Source organism: Bradyrhizobium sp. AUGA SZCCT0160, assembly GCF_018130105.1.
Classification (GTDB): domain Bacteria; phylum Pseudomonadota; class Alphaproteobacteria; order Rhizobiales; family Xanthobacteraceae; genus Bradyrhizobium.
Genome location: NZ_JAFCMD010000006.1, coordinates 219,382 through 237,597, shown reverse-complemented (window position 1 = coordinate 237,597; position 18,216 = coordinate 219,382). Strand labels below are relative to the sequence as shown.

The window sequence follows — 18,216 nt, the reverse complement described above, 5'->3', positions numbered from 1 at the left end:
CAATTCAGGTTAACTGGCCGGCGTTACGGGCAGGGATGCCGCCGCCCGTCATAGCCGAGATAGGTTTGCGTCCGGACATTGTAAGAGCGATATTTCGCCCTGCAGGAAGCAACGGTGTCGCCGCCCGGGACGACCGCGACCACGCCGTCATCGACATATTCGTCGCCGTAGTAGTAGGGGTCGTTGTAGTAGCCGTAGCTGCTGCCGTAATAGCCAAGCCCGCTGCCGATAACGACGCCGGTTGCGAAACCGGGGTAGAAACCGCCGTGGCGATGGCGATGATGATGGCGATGACCGCCATGATAGACGCCTCCGCCGCCGCTAAACCTCGGGCCGGGGGCCACACCGCCGCCGATGACGCCGCCGCCACCGCCGCCACGAATGCCGCCCGCCATCGGTGGGGGTGCACCGCCGCCGCCTCGGAAGGCGCCGCCACCGCCACCAACCATCGCGCCGCCACCGCCACCAATCATCGCTCCGCCACCGCCACCGCGGAAACCTCCGCCGCCACCGATAGCGGCTCCGCCGCCGCCACCACCGCCGACAGCCGCTCCACCGCCGCCACCTCTACCACCAATGGCCCCCCCGGCGCTCGGAGGCGCCTGGGCGAAGCTCGGGTTGGGCAGCACCGTCGGTGCAACAAGCACCGCGATCGCTGCCGCGGAACATAGAATTTTCAGATTGATCATTGTTGGCTCCATCTCCGGGATACGGACCCTAACCATTTGAGAAGGAGGGCGTTCCCGAGCCCGCGCACCGGTCGTGCGCAACAGCGAGCCTGTCAGATCGGAACTGTATGTCGAATGAACAGGTCGTTATGATTCCGCGACATTTGGACGCCAAAAACGGCCGGAACAGCGACCGGGCAAAGTGTCGCCGCAATTGGCGATCGCGTCTGGACAATCGGGCGCGCCGATGGCATCACCGGCCCACGCCTTCTCGAACCGGCCGAGCCCTCATGAAGCTGTTTCTGCTCAAAATATTCACCTGGTGGAACGGCCAGACCTTCGGCACCCAATTGTGGACGTGGCGCTTCGGCGAGCTGGTCGGCCAGGACGAGCAGGGCAACACCTATTATCGCACCAAGGGCGGCAAGATCGATCCGACGCTCGGCTTCCAGCGGCGCTGGGTGGTCTACGACGGCTATGCCGAAGCGACGAGGGTGCCGCCATCGTGGCACGGCTGGCTGCATCACACCGTCGACGTCGCGCCGACCGAAGAGACGTACACCCCGCGCGAGTGGGAAAAGCCGCACCAGCCGAACCTGACCGGCACGTCGGCGGCCTACCGTCCATCCGGCTCGACGCTGGCGAGCGGCCGCCGTCCGAAGGCGACCGGCGACTACCAGCCCTGGACGCCGGGAAGCTGATAGACAGCTGATTCACCGTTATGTTGAGCGCGGACCACCGCGCGGCAAGGCACGCGTCGTGAACGCGGATGCGTCGCTCGCCTGTGAATAACGGGAACAGCGGGGACATCGGCCGCTGCGTGGTTGCGCTCTTGCCCCATTCGCCGTTCAATGAACCCATCTTACGGAGATGGGAAACCATCGCGTACGGTTCGGGCTCCAGTTCGCGACTGTCCCGATGAGCAGCGGCACCCGATCAGGATACGGCTGGGAGATAGGCCCCCGGTGCAGAAGTTCTGAAATCGCCCGTCAATGTGGCGCCGCCGTAGGAAAGGAAAGGCCGTCTGGGCAACCAGGCGGCCTTTTTCTTTTTGCCTTAGCGCAGGCGGCGCGTTACGTCATCCTTGCCGCGGCGCGGCCGATCATTTCGGTGCGGCGGGCTTGCGCGGGCGCGATCTTGTCTTTCATCAGGGCGAGGATTTCCGGCGGCGCGGTGTCGGGCGAGCCTGAATTGAACGGCGGCGCCGGGTTGTATTCGAGCCGGAGCTGGATCGCTTCGGCGGTCCGCCGGTCGACCAGCAGCGACACCAGCGTCAGCGCGAAATCGATCCCTGCGGTGACGCCGCCGCCGGTGACGCGATTGCGGTCGACGCAGACGCGGGTCCTGGTAGGGATCGCGCCGAACGCGGAGAGAAAATCCATCGCGGTCCAGTGCGTCGCTGCGCGGTATCCTTTCAGCAGGCCGGCCGCACCCAGCACCAGCGATCCCGTGCAGACCGAGGTGATGAATTTGGCGCCGTCCGCCTGCTTGCGCAGGAACGCCAGCATCTCATCGTCATTGATCATGTCGTCGGTGCCGAAACCGCCGGGCACGCAGATGACGTCGAGCTGCGGGCAATCCGCAAAGGTCACCGTCGGCGTGATCGTCAGGACGGAGTCGCTGGGCACAGGCTCGATGCGCTTCCAGATCAGATGCACCTGCGCGCCCGGCACGCTGGAGAACACCTGCAGCGGCCCGGTGAAGTCGAGCTGGGTCACCTTTGGAAACAACACGAGACCGATCTGAAGCGGCGGCGACATGAGGACCTCTTTGCTTTGCGAGTTCTACCAGCAGTTCGTCATTGCCGGGCTTGACCCGGCAATCCATCCACTTCGCAAAGAATCTTGCGAAGAACGATGGATGCCCGGATCAAGTCCGGGCATGACGACCGCGGCCTTGACTTGTGCATCCTAACATGATGGCCTCTTGTCAGAAATGCCATATTTCCCTCATTTAAGGACATAACCTCAAATGATCGGTGTGCTGATCTTTCCGGACTTTCAGCTGCTCGATGCCGCGGGGCCGATTTCGGTGTTCGAAATCGCCGCGCGCTTCTCGGGGGCGGCGCCTGCGATCAGGACTTTGGCGGCGACGCCGGATCCGGTGCGCAGCACCTCCGGCGTCGAGATGCTGGCGCGTGGCTTCAAACCTTCCAGCGCGATCACGACGTTGATCGTGGCGGGTGGCGAGGGCGTGCGAACGGCGGCGATCTGCCCGAAGACGCTGGCCTTCGTGCGGGCTTTGGCTAGGCGCGGCGTCCGCGTCGCCAGCGTTTGCTCCGGCGCTTACGTTCTGGCCGAGGCCGGTCTGCTCGACGGACGTCGCGCCACCACGCATTGGCAACGCACGCGGCACTTCGTGTCGGCCTATCCGAAAGTGAAGCTGGAAGCCGATCGGATCTACACACGCGACGGCAATGTCTGGACCTCGGCGGGGATCTCAGCGGGCATCGATCTCGCGCTCGCGATGGTCGTCGAGGATTACGGAGATGAAATCGCGCAGCGCACCGCCAAGCAGCTCGTTCTCTATCATCGCCGCAGCGGCGGCCAGTCGCAATTCTCGTCGCTGCTGGAATTGAAGTCGCCGACCGGACGGTTCGGACCGCTGCTGGCATGGGCGCGCGAACATCTCGATGCGCCGCTCACGGTGGAGGACCTGGCCGAGCAGGCCGGCATGAGTTCGCGGCATTTCACCCGCGCTTTCATTGCCGAGACCGGCACTACGCCCTCAAAGGCGGTCGAGCGGTTGCGGATCGAGGTGGCGCGGCAGCGCGTGCAGTCGTCCAGCGAGGCGATCGAACGCGTCGCCGAGATCACCGGCTTTCGCGATCCGGAACGGATGCGCCGCGCCTTCATCCGCGCCTTCGGCCAGCCGCCGCAATCGCTGCGGCGCGCGGCACGCGCGGGGTGATGCGCTGATGCGGCGAGATCAGCCGACATGATCCGGAAGGCGAATGAACACGACGCGTCGACGCTCGCTGCGGTGAGCATCGAGGTCTGGATGAACACCTATCTTCGAAAGGGCATCAGTGCCCACTTCGCGGACTATATTCTCTCGGAATTTACGGCGCAGAATCTTCGCGATGCGATCGGCGATCCCGGCAAGGCGAGTTGGGTCTCGGAGAACGGCACCGGAATTGACGGGTTCGTGACCGTGTGTTCGTCGGCAACGCCGCCTTTGGCCGATTGCTCGCCGCTGGAAATCAAAACCCTCTTTGTTCGGCCGAGGCAGCAGTCGGGCGGAAGGGGCACCGCATTGTTACACTGTGCGCTGGAGCATTGCCGGGACCTCGGCGGCGAGAGCGTCTGGTTGACGGTCAATGCCAGGAACAGCCGAGCGATCGGCTTCTATCTCAGGCATGGCTTCAACAAGATCGGCACCACGCAGTTTCGGATCGGCGACCAGGCTTACGAAAACGACGTGATGAAAATCGATCTTCGGCGTCCGGTCGCAACGTAGACCACCGCCGGCATATGTGTGCATTCGCAGCGGCGTGGGCGAGGCGAGCGATGCGCTAAAGCGGCGCGTCGGGACGCCAGCCGAGAATGGCGAGCATGACGAAGAATCCGACGACGTAGGCAACCGCAATCGGCCAGCCCTGGGTGATCCATCGGCCGACGGATTTTGCTTCCGGATACATGTTCGCCAGCGCGACGCCCGCGGAGGAGCCGAACCAGATCATCGATCCGCCGAAGCCGACGGCGTAGGCGAGATAGCCCCAATCATAACCGCCCTGTTTCAGCGCGAGCGCGGTCAGCGGAATATTGTCGAACACCGCGGAGACAAAGCCGAGCCCGAGCGTCGTCGGCCACGAGGCGGCGGGGAGTTTCTCGACCGGCATCATCGATGCCGCCGTCACCAGCGCCAGCAGGAAGATGGTGCCCTTGAAGGTCTCCGGCATCACCGACCAGTCCGGCTTGCGCAACGCCGCGGTCGACAGGATCACGGCCCACACCGCGATGCCGAGCACGGGGAGGACGTCGAGCAGGTCAGGGAATTTCAGATTGGCAGTGATGTTGGCGGCCAGTGCGGCCACGAGTATGGCGGCGACGATGAACACCCTCATGGAGTCGATCTTCACTCCGCTCGGTGGATTCTTGACGATCGGCGAATAGCGCTGCTGCTGCAGCGACGCCGGCACGGCGAAGATCAGCATCGCGGCGATGGCGGCAATATAGGCCTCGACGACGGCGAGGGGACTGACCCCGGCGATCCACATCATCGTGGTGGTGGTGTCGCCGACGACGCTGCCGGCGCCTCCCGCATTCGAGGCCGCGACGATGGCCGCGAGATAGCCGATATGGACCTTGCCCCGGAAAACACTGCGCGCCACGGTGCCGCCGATCAGGGCGGCGGCGATATTGTCGAGGAAGCTGGACAGTACGAACACCAGCACCAGGAGAATGACGCCGCCCTTCCAGTCTTCCGGCAGCAGCGCCGGCATTTCGGCGGGAATCCGGCTCTCCTCGAAATGCCGCGACAGCAGCGCAAATCCCATCAGCAGCAGGAACAGATTGGCCAGCGTCACCCATTCATGCGCCATGTGGTGGCCGAGGCCACCAAGGCCGGCGCCGTGTTTGAAGCCGGTGAAGATCAGCTTGTAGAGGATGATGGCCGCAAGCCCCGTCAATGCGACAGGCAGGGTGTGGCGATGAAACAGCGCCACGCCGAGCAGCGTGAGCGCGAACAGGATGAAGTCGACGGGTATCCCGAAGATGAGCATGGTTGCCGTCAATTCTGTCGCGCGAGCGAGTTTGTCAATTCAGCGCCTTCATCCAGTTCGCGATCTCGGTGACCGCGACATTGGCCTGTGGCAACAGCTTGCCCATGGTGAAGAATCCGTGGAACTGGCCGGGGAAGTGCTTGTAGGTCACGGGTACGCCGGCCTGCTTCAGCCGCGCGGCGTATTCGTCGCCTTCGTCGCGCAGCGGATCGCCGCCGGCGGTCAGCACATAGGCTGACGGCAGTCCTTCAAGCGTTTTGGCGCGCGCCGGTGAGGCCTGCCAATTGTCGATGTCGGCGGGGCTGCTGAGATAATGGTTGCAGAACCATTTGATCACGGAATGCGTCAGCAGAATGCTGGTCTCGGGCTCGCTGTGCGAGGGATGCTTCATCCCAAAATCCGTCGCGGGATAGATCAGCACCTGACCCGCGAGCTTTGGCCCATCGCCGTCACGCGCCGCGAGCGCGACTACGGCAGCGAGATTGCCGCCGGCTGAGTCGCCGCCGACCATGATGCGGGCCGTGTCGATGCCGAGGTCCTTCGCATTGGCCGCGACCCATTTCACCGCCGTCACCGCGTCGTCGACGGCGGCGGGGAATTTGTGTTCGGGGGCGAGGCGATAGTCGATCGAGATCACGATCAACTCGCCCTCATGCGCGAGCTTGCGGCAGACCACGTCGTGAGAATCCAGATCGCCGATCACCCAGCCACCGCCGTGATAGAATACCAGGCAGGGCGCGAGGCCGCCGGTTTTTCGCAGGCTCTTCGGCGTGTAGATGCGCCCCGGGATCGCGCCATGCGGGGCGGGGATTGAGAGCGGTGTAGCGGATTCCAGTTCGGGCGGTTCGGGATTGGCGACAGGCCGAGCGGCCAGATACATCAAACGGGCCTGGGTCGGTGTTCCCGACTCATAAGGCGGGCGGCCGGCTTCCTGGAAGGCCTTGTAGACGGCGGCGGCATCGGGATCGAGAACGACGGGCATGGGGATGAAGACCTCTGGTGTTTTGTGCTGTCATTCCGGGGCGCTCGCGAAGCGAGTGAACCCGGAATGACGAAGGCTAGGCAGCCGTCCGGCCGCCGTCGACGGTGTAGGAAGAGCCGGTGACGTAGCTGGCCTCATCGGACGCCAGGAACGCCACGACGGAGGCGACCTCGGAAGCATGTCCGAGCCGCCGCGCCGGAATCCGGTCGACCATCTTTTCGATCGGCATCGGGGCATTGCCGCCGTTGCGTCCCTGATAGATCGTCGACAGCATCCGGCTGTCGATCAGGCCTGGACAGACGCAGTTGACGCGGACGCCGGTGCCGGTGCATTCCCAGGCTGCGGTCTTGGTTAGTCCGATCACCGCATGCTTGCTGGCGCTGTAGACGGCGATGTAGGGCGATCCCATCAGGCCCGCGATCGAGGCGGTGTTGATGATGCTGCCCTTGTTCTGTTTGAGCATCACCGGCAGCACATGCTTCATACCGAGGAAGACGCCGACCACGTTGACGTCGAGCACCCGGCGAAAACTCTCCAGCGAATATTGTGGGATCGGCTTGATGTCGCCCTCGATGCCGGCGTTGTTGTAGAAGGCGTCGATGGTGCCGAATTTGTCGACGCTGGCGCGGACATAGTCGGCGACTTCGTCCTCCTGGGTGACGTCAGCGGCGATCGCCAGCGCCTCGGCGGAGGCCGGCAACTCCTTGATGGCGGCCTTGAGGTCGGCCTCCTTGCGGTCGACGGCGACAATGCGTGCCCCGCGCTCGGCGAGCAGCCTGATGGTGGCGGTTCCGATGACGCCGGCCGCACCGGTGACGACGGCGACCCGGCCGTCCAGGCGAATTCGATCGGTCATGTCTGGGGTTTCCTCTGGCTCGTCCGGTTGTCCCGGATTTTGACGGTTTTCGCACGAGGGACCGCGCAAGCGCTCGCTCGGGGCGACTATTTCATTTGTGGCGGGGGCTGACCAGAGGTCGCGGGGCGGGCGAAGCCCGTCCCTAGAGAGGGGTAACCGCCCTTTCCCCGCCGTATTCCACGTGTTAACCGGTGGGCACGCGAGCGGCGGATAGATTGTACTATGTCGCGAGCCCGATTCGCCCTTTAAAGCCGCGCGAGATGTTTCGAACCATTGCCCTGACTGGTATTGCGGCCCTGGTGGCCGCCTCGACAATGTCGCTTGCGCCGCCCGCGCGCGCGCAGATCGGCAATATTTTTTCCGATCCGCCGCTGCGGCCGCCAGGCGCGATTCCCCGTGGCAACCAGCAGCAACAGCAGCAATTCGACGACGAGGAGGAAGTGCCCGAATTGCCGCGCGGCCGGCTGTTGCCGACGCCGAACCGCCCCGCTCCGGGGCAGGGCGTACCTCCGCCCGGCAGCGTGCAGACCCAGCCGCTGGCGCCGCCGCCCGGCACCACCGTCGTTCCGCAGAACACCCAGCCGGGGATCGCGGTAGCGCCGCCGCAGCCGGGTGCGCCGGGCGCCGCGCCGCCGCCACCGGGGCAGCGCCAGCCCAAGGGGCCCGTTCCGCCGGCCTCGGCGAGCCTGCAGCCGGGCGACGAAGTGGTGTCCGAGCCTCCGGCGTCGAAGGTTACCAACAAGAAGGCGAGCTTCTCCGGCCTCGACAAGATCACCGGCCGGATCATCAATTTCGACGAGGACATCGGCGAGACGGTGCAGTTCGGCGCGCTGCGCGTGAAGACGTCGGCCTGCTACACGCGGCCGTCCACCGAAGCTGCCAATACCGACGCCTTTGTCGAGGTCGACGAGATCACGCTGCAGGGCGAGGTGAAGCGGATCTTCTCGGGCTGGATGTACGCCGCGAGCCCCGGGCTGCACGGCGTCGAGCACCCGGTCTACGATATCTGGCTGACCGACTGCAAAGGCCCCGACCAGACCATCGTCAGCGCGCAGCCTGAACTGCCGAAGCCGGCTCCGCCGCCGCCTGCCGCCAAGCGCCCGCCGGCGCCGAAGCAGGCCGCGCCGCGTCCGCCGCCGTCGGGGCTGCCGCCGCAGCCGCAGTTCCAGCAGCAACCGCCGCCACCGCCGCCGCAGCAACAACGGCCCGGCGGGCTGTTTGGTGGCTTGTTCGGGAATTAGGCGGCGTCCCCGCCGCATCGGTTCTCGTCGATGCCAGCAGACATACGACAAGGCGAATATTCTCAGCCGGGATCGGCACGCTCCGTAATCGCTTATAGCGGCGCGCCCTGATAGGCCGCTTGCGTCTTTGGCAGCACGGGCACGCTACGCGAAGCGGGAGCAGATGGCGCCGGCGCCGCGGTTGCCACCGGCTTCGGCGGCTGCGGGTTGAAGATCGACGTCACCACGCGCTCGCGCAGCAATTCGCTCTGTTCGGGAAACCACATGCCCGAGGGACCCGCGCTGTTGGCGCGTTCGGCGAAGGCGGCGTTCGCGTGCAGATGGCGCTGCTTGCCGCCGAGGAACATGATGGTGCAGGCGGAAGCGCATTGATGGGTAACGTAGGTCGACAGGCCTCGCGCCTTGATCAGGTCGGAGATCTTCTGCGCCTCCGCGACGCGCCCGCCGTTCGAGTTCAGCCGCACGGTGCACACATTGTCCAACGCCTTCAGAATGGTCTCGAACTCCTTCGCCGTGCCGAACGAGATACCTCCGGAGAAATCCAGCATGGTGCCGTTATTCAGCACCTTGAACTGGTGTGACGCGAGGCGCGCATCGCCGGCCGCGATCTCGTAGATGCCGAGGCCCTGCGGAATCGCGACGTAGTAGACACTGTAAACGAGGTGGAAAGCGCCGAGCGCCATGGTCGCCTTGGCGGCGGTGCCCCAGAAGCGCTTTCCTGTCTGTCGGTAGGCGGTCGCCGCGCGCCAGACGCCGATCGCGCCCCAGATCGTGAACAGGATGATCGCGATCCAGGTCAGGCCGTGGGAGATCAGCCAGCGCACCGGCTGTTCGCCGACGCTTGGGTTGATCGCAGCGCCCAGAACGGCGGACGCAAGTCCGAAGCTCGTGCCCAGCACCACATAATTGATCCAGTAGGAGCGCGGCAGCGAAAGTTCGCCGCGCCAGTGCCGCGCGATGACGTTCTGCGCCGGGCGCTTGGGCAGCGGCGGCGGCAACCGGGGCGGCATGATGAATGTGAGCGGCGGCGGCACGCTGGCAACGGCCTGTTCGGCGCCGTGGATCGCGACGAAGTTTTCGCCGGGCCGGGCCGCCGGTGTCGCGTGCAGCGCGTTGCTCATCTGAGCGATCCCTGTCGTTGTCGGAGGCGGAGCATTCCCAGCGGCCCTGCAAACAGGGATAAGAGAGGTCACGGGGAGGGGCTGTGACGGATGTCACAATGCCAAACAGGACAGGTCTTCAGCCGCGCGCCGCGATGATCGCGAGTGCGTCGGCGCCGCTGACCGGGCGATCGGACGGCAATTTCAGAAAATCCGCTGGCTCGCCCGTGATCGCCCGGTCGAGCATGGTGCGGTAACGGCGCCTGGAAATTTCGACCGCGCCGAAGCTCTTCAAATGCTCCGTGACGTATTGCGTGTCGAGCAGCTCAAACCCTCCCGCGATCAGACGCGCCACCAGATGCACCAGCGCGACCTTCGAGGCATCTCTGGCGGTGTGGAACATGCTCTCGCCGAAGAAGGCGCGGCCGAGGCTCACGCCATATAATCCGCCGACCAGATCGTCGTTCTGCCAGACCTCGACGCTGTGGCAGTGCCCGATCTGGTGCAGTCCGACATAGAGATCGCGGATCCGCTTGTTGATCCAGGTGTCGTCACGCCCGGTCTGCGGCGCCGCGCAGCCCGCAATGACCGCCTTGAAGGCGGTGTCGACGGTGACGGTGAAGGCGTCGGAGCGCACGGTGCGCGCAAGCCGCGAGGCGATGCGAAAGCCGTCGAGCGGGATCACTCCGCGCATTTCCGGCTCGACCCAGAACAGGGTGGGGTCGTCGGCGCTTTCGGCCATCGGGAAGATCCCGCAGGCATAGGCGCGCAGCAGCACCTCTGGCGTGATTTCGGAAACGGCAGACTCGCGCGATGTCATGGCGGGAGAATAGCAGGGAGCCGGTGGCCTGTGCTATGCCTTGAAAAAAAGCGGCGGCACGGCCTGGATCCCGGGAAAGAAGAAGTACGGCCGCCGGAGGACTGGACGAAAGAAAATGAACCGACGCCGCTTCCTGCAATACTCGATTTCAACCGCTGCAGCCGCCGTATTGCCTACCGCCTCACGCGCGCAGCAGTACCCATCAAAAATCATCCGTTTTCTTGTCGGATTCCCTCCGGGCGGCTCGGCCGATTTGACGATGCGCCAATTTGCACATCGCCTCGATGCAGTATTGGGCGCCAAGCATCTGATCGAGAACGTTCCTGGCGCATCTTCGACACTGGCGGCCGTGCAGGCCCTGCGCGCCGAACCGGATGGACATACGCTTTATCTCGGCTCGAACGTCGCCCAGGTGATCGCGCCGACGATGCTGAAATTATCGTATGATCCACTGACGGCGCTTGCGCCGATTTCCCAGGTTACAACGAATTCGAATCTCGTCGCCGTATCAGCCGGGTATGGCGTGAAGAACTGGGCAGAATTCCTGGCGAAAGCCAAGGGAGAGCGCGATGGGGTGTTCTATGGAACCTCCAACGTCGGCTTCCAGATCCCGGCCGTCCAGATCTCCAAGATCGCCGGGATCAAGCTTGTCAATATTCCCTTCAAGGGCGGCGCTGAAACCGTTACCGCGGTGCTGGGTGGCAACATTCCGATGATCATCGGAACGCCCCCATCGATCCTGCCGCATGTCAACTCAGGTGCACTTGTAACGCTGTGCGCAACGAGCGCGGAACGCTCCTCCGTCATGCCGGAAATTCCGGGAGCCAACGAAGTTGGCCTCAAGGGAATGGATTCGGTTGGGTGGTTTGGCCTCTTCGCACCCGCGAAGACCCCTGTTGCCGTCGTGAAAAGGCTGCACGAGGCGATCCAATCGGTGATAGGGGACAAGTCGCTGCAACAGGCACTCAGCAAGGAAGGTTTGGAGCTGCGGGGCTCCGCGAGTCCGGAGCGCTTTGCGAGCTTCCAGAAGAAGGAGTTCGAAGAGACCGCAGCGATCATACGCGAGGCCGGACTTGCGCCGACCTAAAGCGTTTTCGAGCGAAGTGGATGCCCGGTTCGCGTGAAGAAAACGCGTCAAAATAAGAGTCTAGGCGCCGGGGCGCTTTCTTAGCAGGTCGCGGTTCAAATTCCGCAAAAGGCCTATTACCCCGCCGCGGCTTCATTCGGCCGCGGCGCCGGCTTGTTGACGCGGGCAAAGCGCAGCACGATCTTGGTGCCGGCATGATCGGGATCGCGCGCGACGTCGGCTTCGAGCTTTGATGCCATGGCCGAGACGATGCGCTGTCCCATGCCGGTCGAACGCGGGTCGGCCTTGACGTTGAGGCCCACGCCGTCGTCGGTGATCGACAGCAGGAGTTCGTCGCCGAGAGGCTTGAGCTCGACGTGGATCGGGCCGGCGCCGTCGGGGTAGGCGTATTTGACGGCGTTCATGATCAGCTCGTTGACGATGATGCCGATCGCGACCGCACGATCGGGGTCGATCTCGATGGGCTCGGCCTTGAGCGTCAGCCGCGACATCCGATTGCCCTCGGCCGAGCGCCGCAGGTCCTCCAGCAGCGCCTCGAGATACTGGTTCAAGAGCACACTCTTCAGATCGTGCGAGGTGTAGAGCCGGCGATGGACCTGGGCGACCGCGGCGACGCGCCCCATCGCATTGGTGAGCGCCGCCTTGACGTCGTCCTGAACAGCGGAATTGGCCTGCAGGTGCAGCAGCGAGGCGATGATCTGCAGAGAGTTGCCGACGCGGTGATTGACTTCGCGCAGCAGCACCTCGCGCTCGGCGGCCAGCGCCGCGTAGCGGTCGCGCGAGGCGTGGACTTCGGCCTCGGCCTCGTCGCGGGCTCTTTGAATCTCCGCCTGCCGCAGCGCGCCGTTAACGGCGACCTGGAGCAGGGGAATGAACTCGCCCTGCACGTCCTTGACGAGATAGTCCGCCGCGCCCGCCTTCAGCGCGGTGACGGCAATCGCCGAATCCTGCGAGGCCGTGACGAACACCACCGGCGGCGCCCCCGGGATCGCCAGAATCCGTTCCAGCGTTTCGAGGCCGTCGAGACCCGGCATGTACTGGTCGAGCGCAATGGCGTCGATGCCGCCTTGCGCCAGGCGGTCGAGGCCCTGCTGGCCATCGGCGGCATGCACCACCTTGAAGCCGAGCCGCGTCAGGCCGCGATCGACCAGCCGCGCCAACCCGGCGTCATCATCGATATACAGCAGTGTCGGCGTGGCTGTTGTCATGTGGCGGCTGGCGGTACCTGGATGACGGAAAAGAACAGGCCAAGCTGGCGAATGGCGTTGGCGAAGCTTTCGTAATTCACCGGCTTGGTGATGTACACGTTACAACCGAGGTCGTAGCAACGCTTTATTTCATGGGAATCGTCGGTCGTGGTCAGCACCACGACCGGGGTCGTCTTGAGATATTTGTTGTCCTTGACCTGCTTCAGGATATCGATGCCCGACGCGTCGGGCAGGTTGAGATCGAGCAGGATCAATAGCGCGTTGCCCTTGTGAACAAGGCCCGTTCCATCCTTGCCGAACAGGTACTTCAGCGCGGCTGTACCGCTGGTGAACGGGATGATCTCGTTGTTGACACCGGAACGGCGGATGTTCCGCTCGATCAGGCGGGCGTGGCCCTCGTCGTCCTCGATCATGATGATAGTGACTGGATTACTCATGACTGTGTGTTCCGGTTACGAATGGTCCAATTGATCGGCAGTGTAATCGTGAATGTGCTGCCGTTGTGAAGTTCCGAGGCGACCGACAGGGTTCCGCCGAGCCGCCGCACCAGCGCGCGGACGTGCGCAAGGCCGATGCCTTGCCCAGGTTTGTCCTGGGTTCCGGCGCGGCGGAACAGCTCGAAAATGCGCTGATGGTCCTTGGGGTCAATACCGCGCCCATTGTCGGTGATCTCGAAAATAGCAAAGCCGAGTTTGGTGCGGCCGCGCACCTGGATGTCGCCGGGAACGCCGGTCTTGAGGTATTTCAGTGCATTTTCGATCAGATTGGAGAAAATCTGCTCCAGCGCCAGGCGGTCGCTGACGATGTTCGGCAGCGGCTCGATGCGGATCTGGGCCTGGGCTTCAGCGGCCTGGTGCGCCACCGTCGCGACAATGCCCTCGATCAGTTCGCGGGTTTCGATCCGAACCGGTTCGAATTCGCGCCGGCCTTCGCGGGTGAGGTTGAGGATGGCCGAGATCAGCCGGTCCATCTTGGCGATCGAGGATTTGATGAAGCCCAGCGCCTCGGTGAAGTCTTCCGACAATTGCTTGTCGGGTCCTTCGAGGACGGGCTCGGCGCTATCGGTGGCGTTGTCAGCCGTCGCCGGCGCGGCCGATTGCGCGCGCGCCAGGGTCGCGATCCGCTTGAAGATGTCGCTGCGCAGTTCCTCGAGCTCGCTGGTAAAGCCCATGATGTTCACCAGCGGCGAGCGCAGATCGTGGCTGACGATATAGGCGAAGCGCTGGATCTCGTCGTTGGCTTCGCGCAGATCGGCGGTGCGCTCGTCGATCGTGGTCTCGAGGTGGATATTGTTGTCGCGCAATTGGGTTTCGGCATCGTCGCGGGCGCGCGAGGAGCGGCGCACCAGGAAGATCGAGATGCCGGCGAGCGCGATCACGAGGCCGGAACCCGCCACCGTCACCGCCGAGGCCAGTTGCTGCGTGCGGTCCGCGGTCGCGGTGCGCAGGGCGAACAGCCGGTTCTCCTCGGCGCGCATCGCGTTGCTGAGGTCGCCGATCTTCTGGACGGCGTCGCTGTTGCCGGCCTCACGCAGCATCGCGATGCCGCCGGCGAGGTCGTTGCGTTTGACGAATGCGATGGCCTTGGCAAATTCGGCAAGCCGGGCTTCGACCGGCGGCCGCAGCCGCCGGGCGTTCTCGGCCTGGACCGGATTGTCCGAGGTTAGCCGGATCAGCTTGTCGATATCGGGGAGGATGGTCGCGGTGGCGGACTCGTGCTCGGTCAGGAAGCGAGGCTCTGAGGTCAGGAGATAGCCGCGCGCCGAGCTTTCGGCGCGGCGGATCTGCAACAGCAAGGTCGAAAGCTGGTTCTCGACCTCGACCGTATGCACGACCTTGCCGCTATCCTTGCGGGCCTCATGGACGAGAATGACCGATAAGGCGCTGATCCCCACCAGCACCGAAAATCCCGCCGCAAGCAGCAGGATTTGCCCCAAAGCGCGGCGGCGCTGGGCTTTAGTGTTCACAATGATCTCGCGTCATGAACAAACGAAACAAACCGCCCCTGCCAGACAGGCCCCCAATACCGCTCAACGCCCAGGGGGAACGATTGGTTCCACGGGCAAAAGGGGCCGGTTCAGGGCGTTACTCAGGAAGTCTTGGTCTTTTCGGCCTGGCCGGCGAGATACTGCTCCAGCCAATGGATGTGGTAGTCGCCGTCGATGATACCGGGCTCGCGGACCAGGGCGCGGAACAGCGGCAGGGTGGTCTCGATACCTTCGACCACCATCTCGTCCAGCGCGCGGCGCAGCCGCATCAGGCATTCGCCGCGGGTCTTGCCGTGAACGATCAGCTTGCCGACCAGCGAGTCGTAATAGGGCGGGATGACGTAACCCTGATAGACGGCGGAATCGATCCGGACGCCGAGGCCGCCGGGTGGATGGAATTGCGTGATCTTGCCCGGCGAGGGACGAAACGTCTGCGGATTTTCCGCATTGATGCGGCATTCGATGGCGTGGCCGATGATGGCGATCTCGTCCTGCGTCGCCGGCAGGTCGCCGCCGGCGGCGATGCGGATCTGTTCCAGCACGAGGTCGATATCGGTGATGCTTTCGGTGACGGGATGCTCGACCTGGATGCGGGTGTTCATTTCGATGAAATAGAACTCGCCGTCCTCGTACAGAAACTCGATGGTGCCGACACCGAGATATTTCATGTCCTGCATCGCCTTGGCGCAGGTGGCGCCGATCTTGGCGCGTGCGGCGGCAGAGAGAACCGGTGAGGGGCCTTCCTCCCAGACCTTCTGGTGACGGCGCTGCAGCGAACAGTCGCGTTCGCCGAGATGGATGGCACCGCCGCGGCCATCGCCCAGCACCTGGATCTCGATGTGGCGCGGCCTGGTCAGATATTTCTCGAGATAGACCGAAGCGTCGCCGAACGCGGATTTGGCCTCGTTGGAGGCGGTCGAGAGCGCCATCAACAGCTCATCGGCCGTGTGCGCGACTTTCATGCCGCGTCCGCCGCCGCCGGCAGCGGCTTTGACCAGCACCGGAAACCCGATCGCCTTGCCGATCGCCATCGCGTCGTCTTCGGGGCCGACCGCGCCATCGGAGCCGGGCACCACGGGAATGCCGAGCTTCTTGGCGGTCTTCTTGGCTTCGATCTTGTCGCCCATCAGGCGGATGTGCTCGGCTTTCGGGCCGATGAAATGCAGATTGTGCTCGGCGAGGATTTCGGCGAAGCGGGCGTTCTCGGACAGGAAGCCGTAGCCGGGATGCACCGCATCGGCGCCGGTGATCTCGCAGGCCGCGAGCAGCGAGGGGATGTTGAGATAGCTGTCTTTTGACGGCGGCGGCCCGATGCAGACGCTTTCGTCGGCAAGCCGCACATGCATCGCGTCGGCGTCGGCGGTGGAATGCACGGCGACCGTGGAGATGCCGAGTTCCTTGCACGCACGCAGCACGCGAAGGGCGATCTCGCCGCGATTGGCTATCAGGATCTTGTCGAACATCGCAGCGCCTGACGTTGACGGATTCTATTCAATGATCACCAACGGCTCGCCGAATTCGACCGGCTGGCCGTCCTCGACGAGAATCTGCGTCACGGTGCCCGCGCGCGGCGATGGAATCTGGTTCATCGTCTTCATGGCTTCGATGATCAGCAGGGTCTGTCCCACCGACACCTTGGTGCCGACCTCGATGAATGGTTTGGCGCCGGGTTCGGGCGCCGAGTAGGCGGTGCCGACCATCGGCGAGGGGACTGCGCCGGGGTGTTTGGCCAGATCGGCGATCGCCGCCGGCGTCACGTTCGCGGCCGGTGCCGCATGCGCCGACGGGGCCTGCTGGTAATTGCCCGGCATCGAAGCCGTGACGGTGATGTTGCGCGCCACGCGTACCCGCAGGCCCGCGCGCTCGATCTCGATTTCGGTGAGGCTGGTTTCGTCGAGCAGCAACGCCAGTTCGCGGATCAGCGCACTGTCGTCGCTCTTGAAATTTGCGGCTGATTTGTTGTCAGGCTTGCTAGCCATATGCGGGGTCCGGAATTCTCTGGGTGATGACGGCTGAAGCGCCAGGCTTTTGATTATCAGGCTTTTGCCTTGACGCCGATTTTGGCGGCAAGGCCGTTGATTGCGAGCCGGTAGCCGTCGATGCCGAAGCCGCACAGCGACGCGAAGGCGGCCTTGGCCGTGAACGAATGGTGCCGGAAACTCTCGCGGGCGTGGATATTGCTGATGTGCACTTCAACGGTCGGGATTTTCACCCCGACCAGCGCGTCATGCAGCGCGATCGAGGTGTGGGAATAGCCGCCGGCATTGATGATGATGCCGACCATTTGCTTGGCGCGGGCCTCGTGGATGAAATCAATCAGCTCGCCTTCGCGGTTGGACTGCCGGCAATCGGCCACGAGGCCGAATTGCGTCGCCGTCTCCGCGCACAATTTCTCGACATCGGCGAGAGTGGCATGGCCATAGGTCTCGGGCTCGCGCGTCCCCAACAAATTGAGGTTCGGGCCGTTGAGGACGAGGATTGTCGGGGCAGGGGCCTGGGCCATCCAGAATTCCAGCAAAAGGGGGCGGGTAGGTCGCGGGGTTATAGGTAACAACGCGGCCAAGGGGAAGCCTGATGGGGGTTTTGAACACCCTTCAAGCGCCTCAACCGGTTCGTAAAAAGGCCTATGGAACCTACGGAAATCACTCATTAACCAAGGTTAAAGAGCGCGAAGTCCCGACGCAAAAGGGGCGGGCATTGCTGCCCACCCCCCAATTGCCGTCACTTGCGAAGGACGTTAGCCCTCGATGATGTAGACGATCTCATGCGTCTGCGGGCGCACGATCACATAGCGGCCTTTGACCAGGATGACCTGATAGCCGCGCCATTCCGGATAGATCTCGACGATCCGCGGCGGAAGCGGATAGAAGGTGACCGAGCTCGGAACCCGCGTGCCAACCGAGATATTGAAGTTGACGTTGGTGGTTTCCCGGATGCTCGTCTCCGACTTGATGGCGGTTGTGATCTGCGAGCGCTTTTCAGCCGGAGGTGCTGCGGTTGCCGAAGTCGCGGCGTTGCCGGTGGTGGCGCCCGACTTGCTGTCGGTCTGGGCCGTGCCGGTCTTGCTGTCCGCCGCACCCTTGCTGTCGGTTGCGCTCTTGGAGTCCATGCCGGTCTTGCTATCGCGGCCCTCGGCCTTCATGTCCTTGCCGCCCTTGGGTTCGGTCTCGGAGCGCATGCTCTTCTCACCGGCGGGCGACTTGGTGTCCTGAGCGCTCTTGCTCGACGGCATCTTCTCGTTGGATTCCGCGCCCTTTGCGCCCTTCATGTCGGAAGCGCCGCCGCTATCGCGCTGCATCGTGCCCGACCCGGCACCGCCCGGTGACGGCGCGGTCTGCTGGGTCGCGGGACCAGCCGACGGCGACTCTTTGCTCATGCCGGTGCCCTGCGCATTTGCAAAGCCCGTTCCGGCGATCAGTGCCGCGACGGCGGCTGAAATCAGAAAACGATTAGACATAGAATTCTCCTCACGTGGATGCATTGCCCGCACCGACAACGAAAGGAGATGTGCGATGTTCCTGCCCAATCGCGGTTCCATCAGATT

19 protein-coding genes are annotated in these 18,216 nt (G+C 64.0%); 5 read left to right on the top strand and 14 right to left on the bottom strand.

The genetic code is table 11. The features are described from left to right. Nucleotides 1-23: 23 nt before the first annotated feature. Nucleotides 24-689, bottom strand: a complete 666-nt coding sequence (locus JQ558_RS12870) for a BA14K family protein (RefSeq protein ID WP_212293846.1) — start codon at nt 687-689, stop codon at nt 24-26. 269 nt (nt 690-958) lie between these two features. Here JQ558_RS12870 and JQ558_RS12865 point away from each other — a divergent pair, with 269 nt between their 5' ends. Next, nucleotides 959-1,369: an NADH:ubiquinone oxidoreductase subunit NDUFA12 gene (locus JQ558_RS12865; RefSeq protein ID WP_212293845.1), complete on the top strand. Its 411-nt coding sequence runs from the start codon at nt 959-961 to the stop codon at nt 1,367-1,369. Nucleotides 1,370-1,741: 372 nt separating this feature from the next. On the opposite strand, the gene JQ558_RS12860 is transcribed toward JQ558_RS12865, so the two are convergent. Continuing rightward, nucleotides 1,742-2,428: a DJ-1/PfpI family protein gene (locus JQ558_RS12860; RefSeq protein ID WP_212293844.1), complete on the bottom strand. Its 687-nt coding sequence runs from the start codon at nt 2,426-2,428 to the stop codon at nt 1,742-1,744. A 211-nt stretch (nt 2,429-2,639) separates the two neighbouring features. On the opposite strand from JQ558_RS12860, the gene JQ558_RS12855 reads away from it, so the two are divergent. Continuing rightward, nucleotides 2,640-3,578 (top strand): GlxA family transcriptional regulator, encoded by a 939-nt coding sequence (locus JQ558_RS12855; RefSeq protein WP_212293843.1) that lies wholly within the window; start codon nt 2,640-2,642, stop codon nt 3,576-3,578. Nucleotides 3,579-3,605: 27 nt separating this feature from the next. Next, nucleotides 3,606-4,127 (top strand): N-acetyltransferase, encoded by a 522-nt coding sequence (locus JQ558_RS12850; RefSeq protein ID WP_212206660.1) that lies wholly within the window; start codon nt 3,606-3,608, stop codon nt 4,125-4,127. 55 nt (nt 4,128-4,182) lie between these two features. On the opposite strand, the gene JQ558_RS12845 is transcribed toward JQ558_RS12850, so the two are convergent. The 3 genes from JQ558_RS12845 to JQ558_RS12835 form a co-directional block, all read right to left on the bottom strand. Next, nucleotides 4,183-5,391, bottom strand: coding sequence for a citrate transporter (locus JQ558_RS12845; protein ID WP_312014985.1), 1,209 nt, complete (start codon nt 5,389-5,391; stop codon nt 4,183-4,185). 34 nt (nt 5,392-5,425) lie between these two features. Next, the gene (locus JQ558_RS12840; RefSeq protein ID WP_212293841.1) at nt 5,426-6,373 is read right to left on the bottom strand and encodes an alpha/beta hydrolase; all 948 of its coding nucleotides are present in this window, start codon (nt 6,371-6,373) and stop codon (nt 5,426-5,428) included. Between the two features lie 76 nt (nt 6,374-6,449). Then, on the bottom strand, nt 6,450-7,229 hold the full coding sequence (locus JQ558_RS12835) for an SDR family NAD(P)-dependent oxidoreductase (RefSeq protein ID WP_212293840.1): 780 nt from the start codon (nt 7,227-7,229) through the stop codon (nt 6,450-6,452). Nucleotides 7,230-7,489: 260 nt separating this feature from the next. Here JQ558_RS12835 and JQ558_RS12830 point away from each other — a divergent pair, with 260 nt between their 5' ends. Further along, nucleotides 7,490-8,470: a DUF2155 domain-containing protein gene (locus tag JQ558_RS12830; RefSeq protein ID WP_212206675.1), complete on the top strand. Its 981-nt coding sequence runs from the start codon at nt 7,490-7,492 to the stop codon at nt 8,468-8,470. Between the two features lie 92 nt (nt 8,471-8,562). Here JQ558_RS12830 and JQ558_RS12825 read toward each other — a convergent pair whose 3' ends face one another. Both JQ558_RS12825 and aat read right to left on the bottom strand, forming a co-directional pair. Then, nucleotides 8,563-9,591, bottom strand: a complete 1,029-nt coding sequence (locus JQ558_RS12825; protein ID WP_212293839.1) for a hypothetical protein — start codon at nt 9,589-9,591, stop codon at nt 8,563-8,565. A gap of 118 nt (nt 9,592-9,709) precedes the next feature. Then, nucleotides 9,710-10,390, bottom strand: a complete 681-nt coding sequence (gene aat, locus JQ558_RS12820) for a leucyl/phenylalanyl-tRNA--protein transferase (protein WP_212293838.1) — start codon at nt 10,388-10,390, stop codon at nt 9,710-9,712. A gap of 115 nt (nt 10,391-10,505) precedes the next feature. On the opposite strand from aat, the gene JQ558_RS12815 reads away from it, so the two are divergent. Then, a complete protein-coding gene (locus tag JQ558_RS12815; protein ID WP_212293837.1) occupies nt 10,506-11,477 on the top strand; it encodes a tripartite tricarboxylate transporter substrate binding protein in 972 nt (323 codons plus the stop codon). Between the two features lie 116 nt (nt 11,478-11,593). On the opposite strand, the gene JQ558_RS12810 is transcribed toward JQ558_RS12815, so the two are convergent. The 7 genes from JQ558_RS12810 to JQ558_RS12780 form a co-directional block, all read right to left on the bottom strand. Beyond that, nucleotides 11,594-12,685 carry a sensor histidine kinase gene (locus JQ558_RS12810; RefSeq protein WP_212206689.1) on the bottom strand — a complete coding sequence of 364 codons (1,092 nt, stop codon included), beginning with the start codon at nt 12,683-12,685 and terminating at the stop codon, nt 11,594-11,596. Further along, nucleotides 12,682-13,122: a response regulator gene (locus JQ558_RS12805; protein WP_212206692.1), complete on the bottom strand. Its 441-nt coding sequence runs from the start codon at nt 13,120-13,122 to the stop codon at nt 12,682-12,684. The genes JQ558_RS12810 and JQ558_RS12805 overlap by 4 nt, the downstream gene beginning before the upstream one ends. After that, entirely contained in the window at nt 13,119-14,651 is a 1,533-nt protein-coding gene (locus tag JQ558_RS12800) for a CHASE3 domain-containing protein (protein WP_212293836.1), read from the bottom strand. Before JQ558_RS12800 ends, JQ558_RS12805 begins: the two co-directional genes overlap by 4 nt. A gap of 122 nt (nt 14,652-14,773) precedes the next feature. Beyond that, on the bottom strand, nt 14,774-16,135 hold the full coding sequence (gene accC, locus JQ558_RS12795; protein ID WP_212206696.1) for an acetyl-CoA carboxylase biotin carboxylase subunit: 1,362 nt from the start codon (nt 16,133-16,135) through the stop codon (nt 14,774-14,776). A 24-nt stretch (nt 16,136-16,159) separates the two neighbouring features. After that, nucleotides 16,160-16,651 (bottom strand): acetyl-CoA carboxylase biotin carboxyl carrier protein, encoded by a 492-nt coding sequence (gene accB / locus JQ558_RS12790; protein WP_192739824.1) that lies wholly within the window; start codon nt 16,649-16,651, stop codon nt 16,160-16,162. 56 nt (nt 16,652-16,707) lie between these two features. Further along, nucleotides 16,708-17,175, bottom strand: a complete 468-nt coding sequence (gene aroQ / locus JQ558_RS12785; RefSeq protein WP_212293835.1) for a type II 3-dehydroquinate dehydratase — start codon at nt 17,173-17,175, stop codon at nt 16,708-16,710. A gap of 234 nt (nt 17,176-17,409) precedes the next feature. Beyond that, nucleotides 17,410-18,129 (bottom strand): DUF1236 domain-containing protein, encoded by a 720-nt coding sequence (locus JQ558_RS12780; RefSeq protein WP_212206716.1) that lies wholly within the window; start codon nt 18,127-18,129, stop codon nt 17,410-17,412. Nucleotides 18,130-18,216 lie beyond the last annotated feature (87 nt).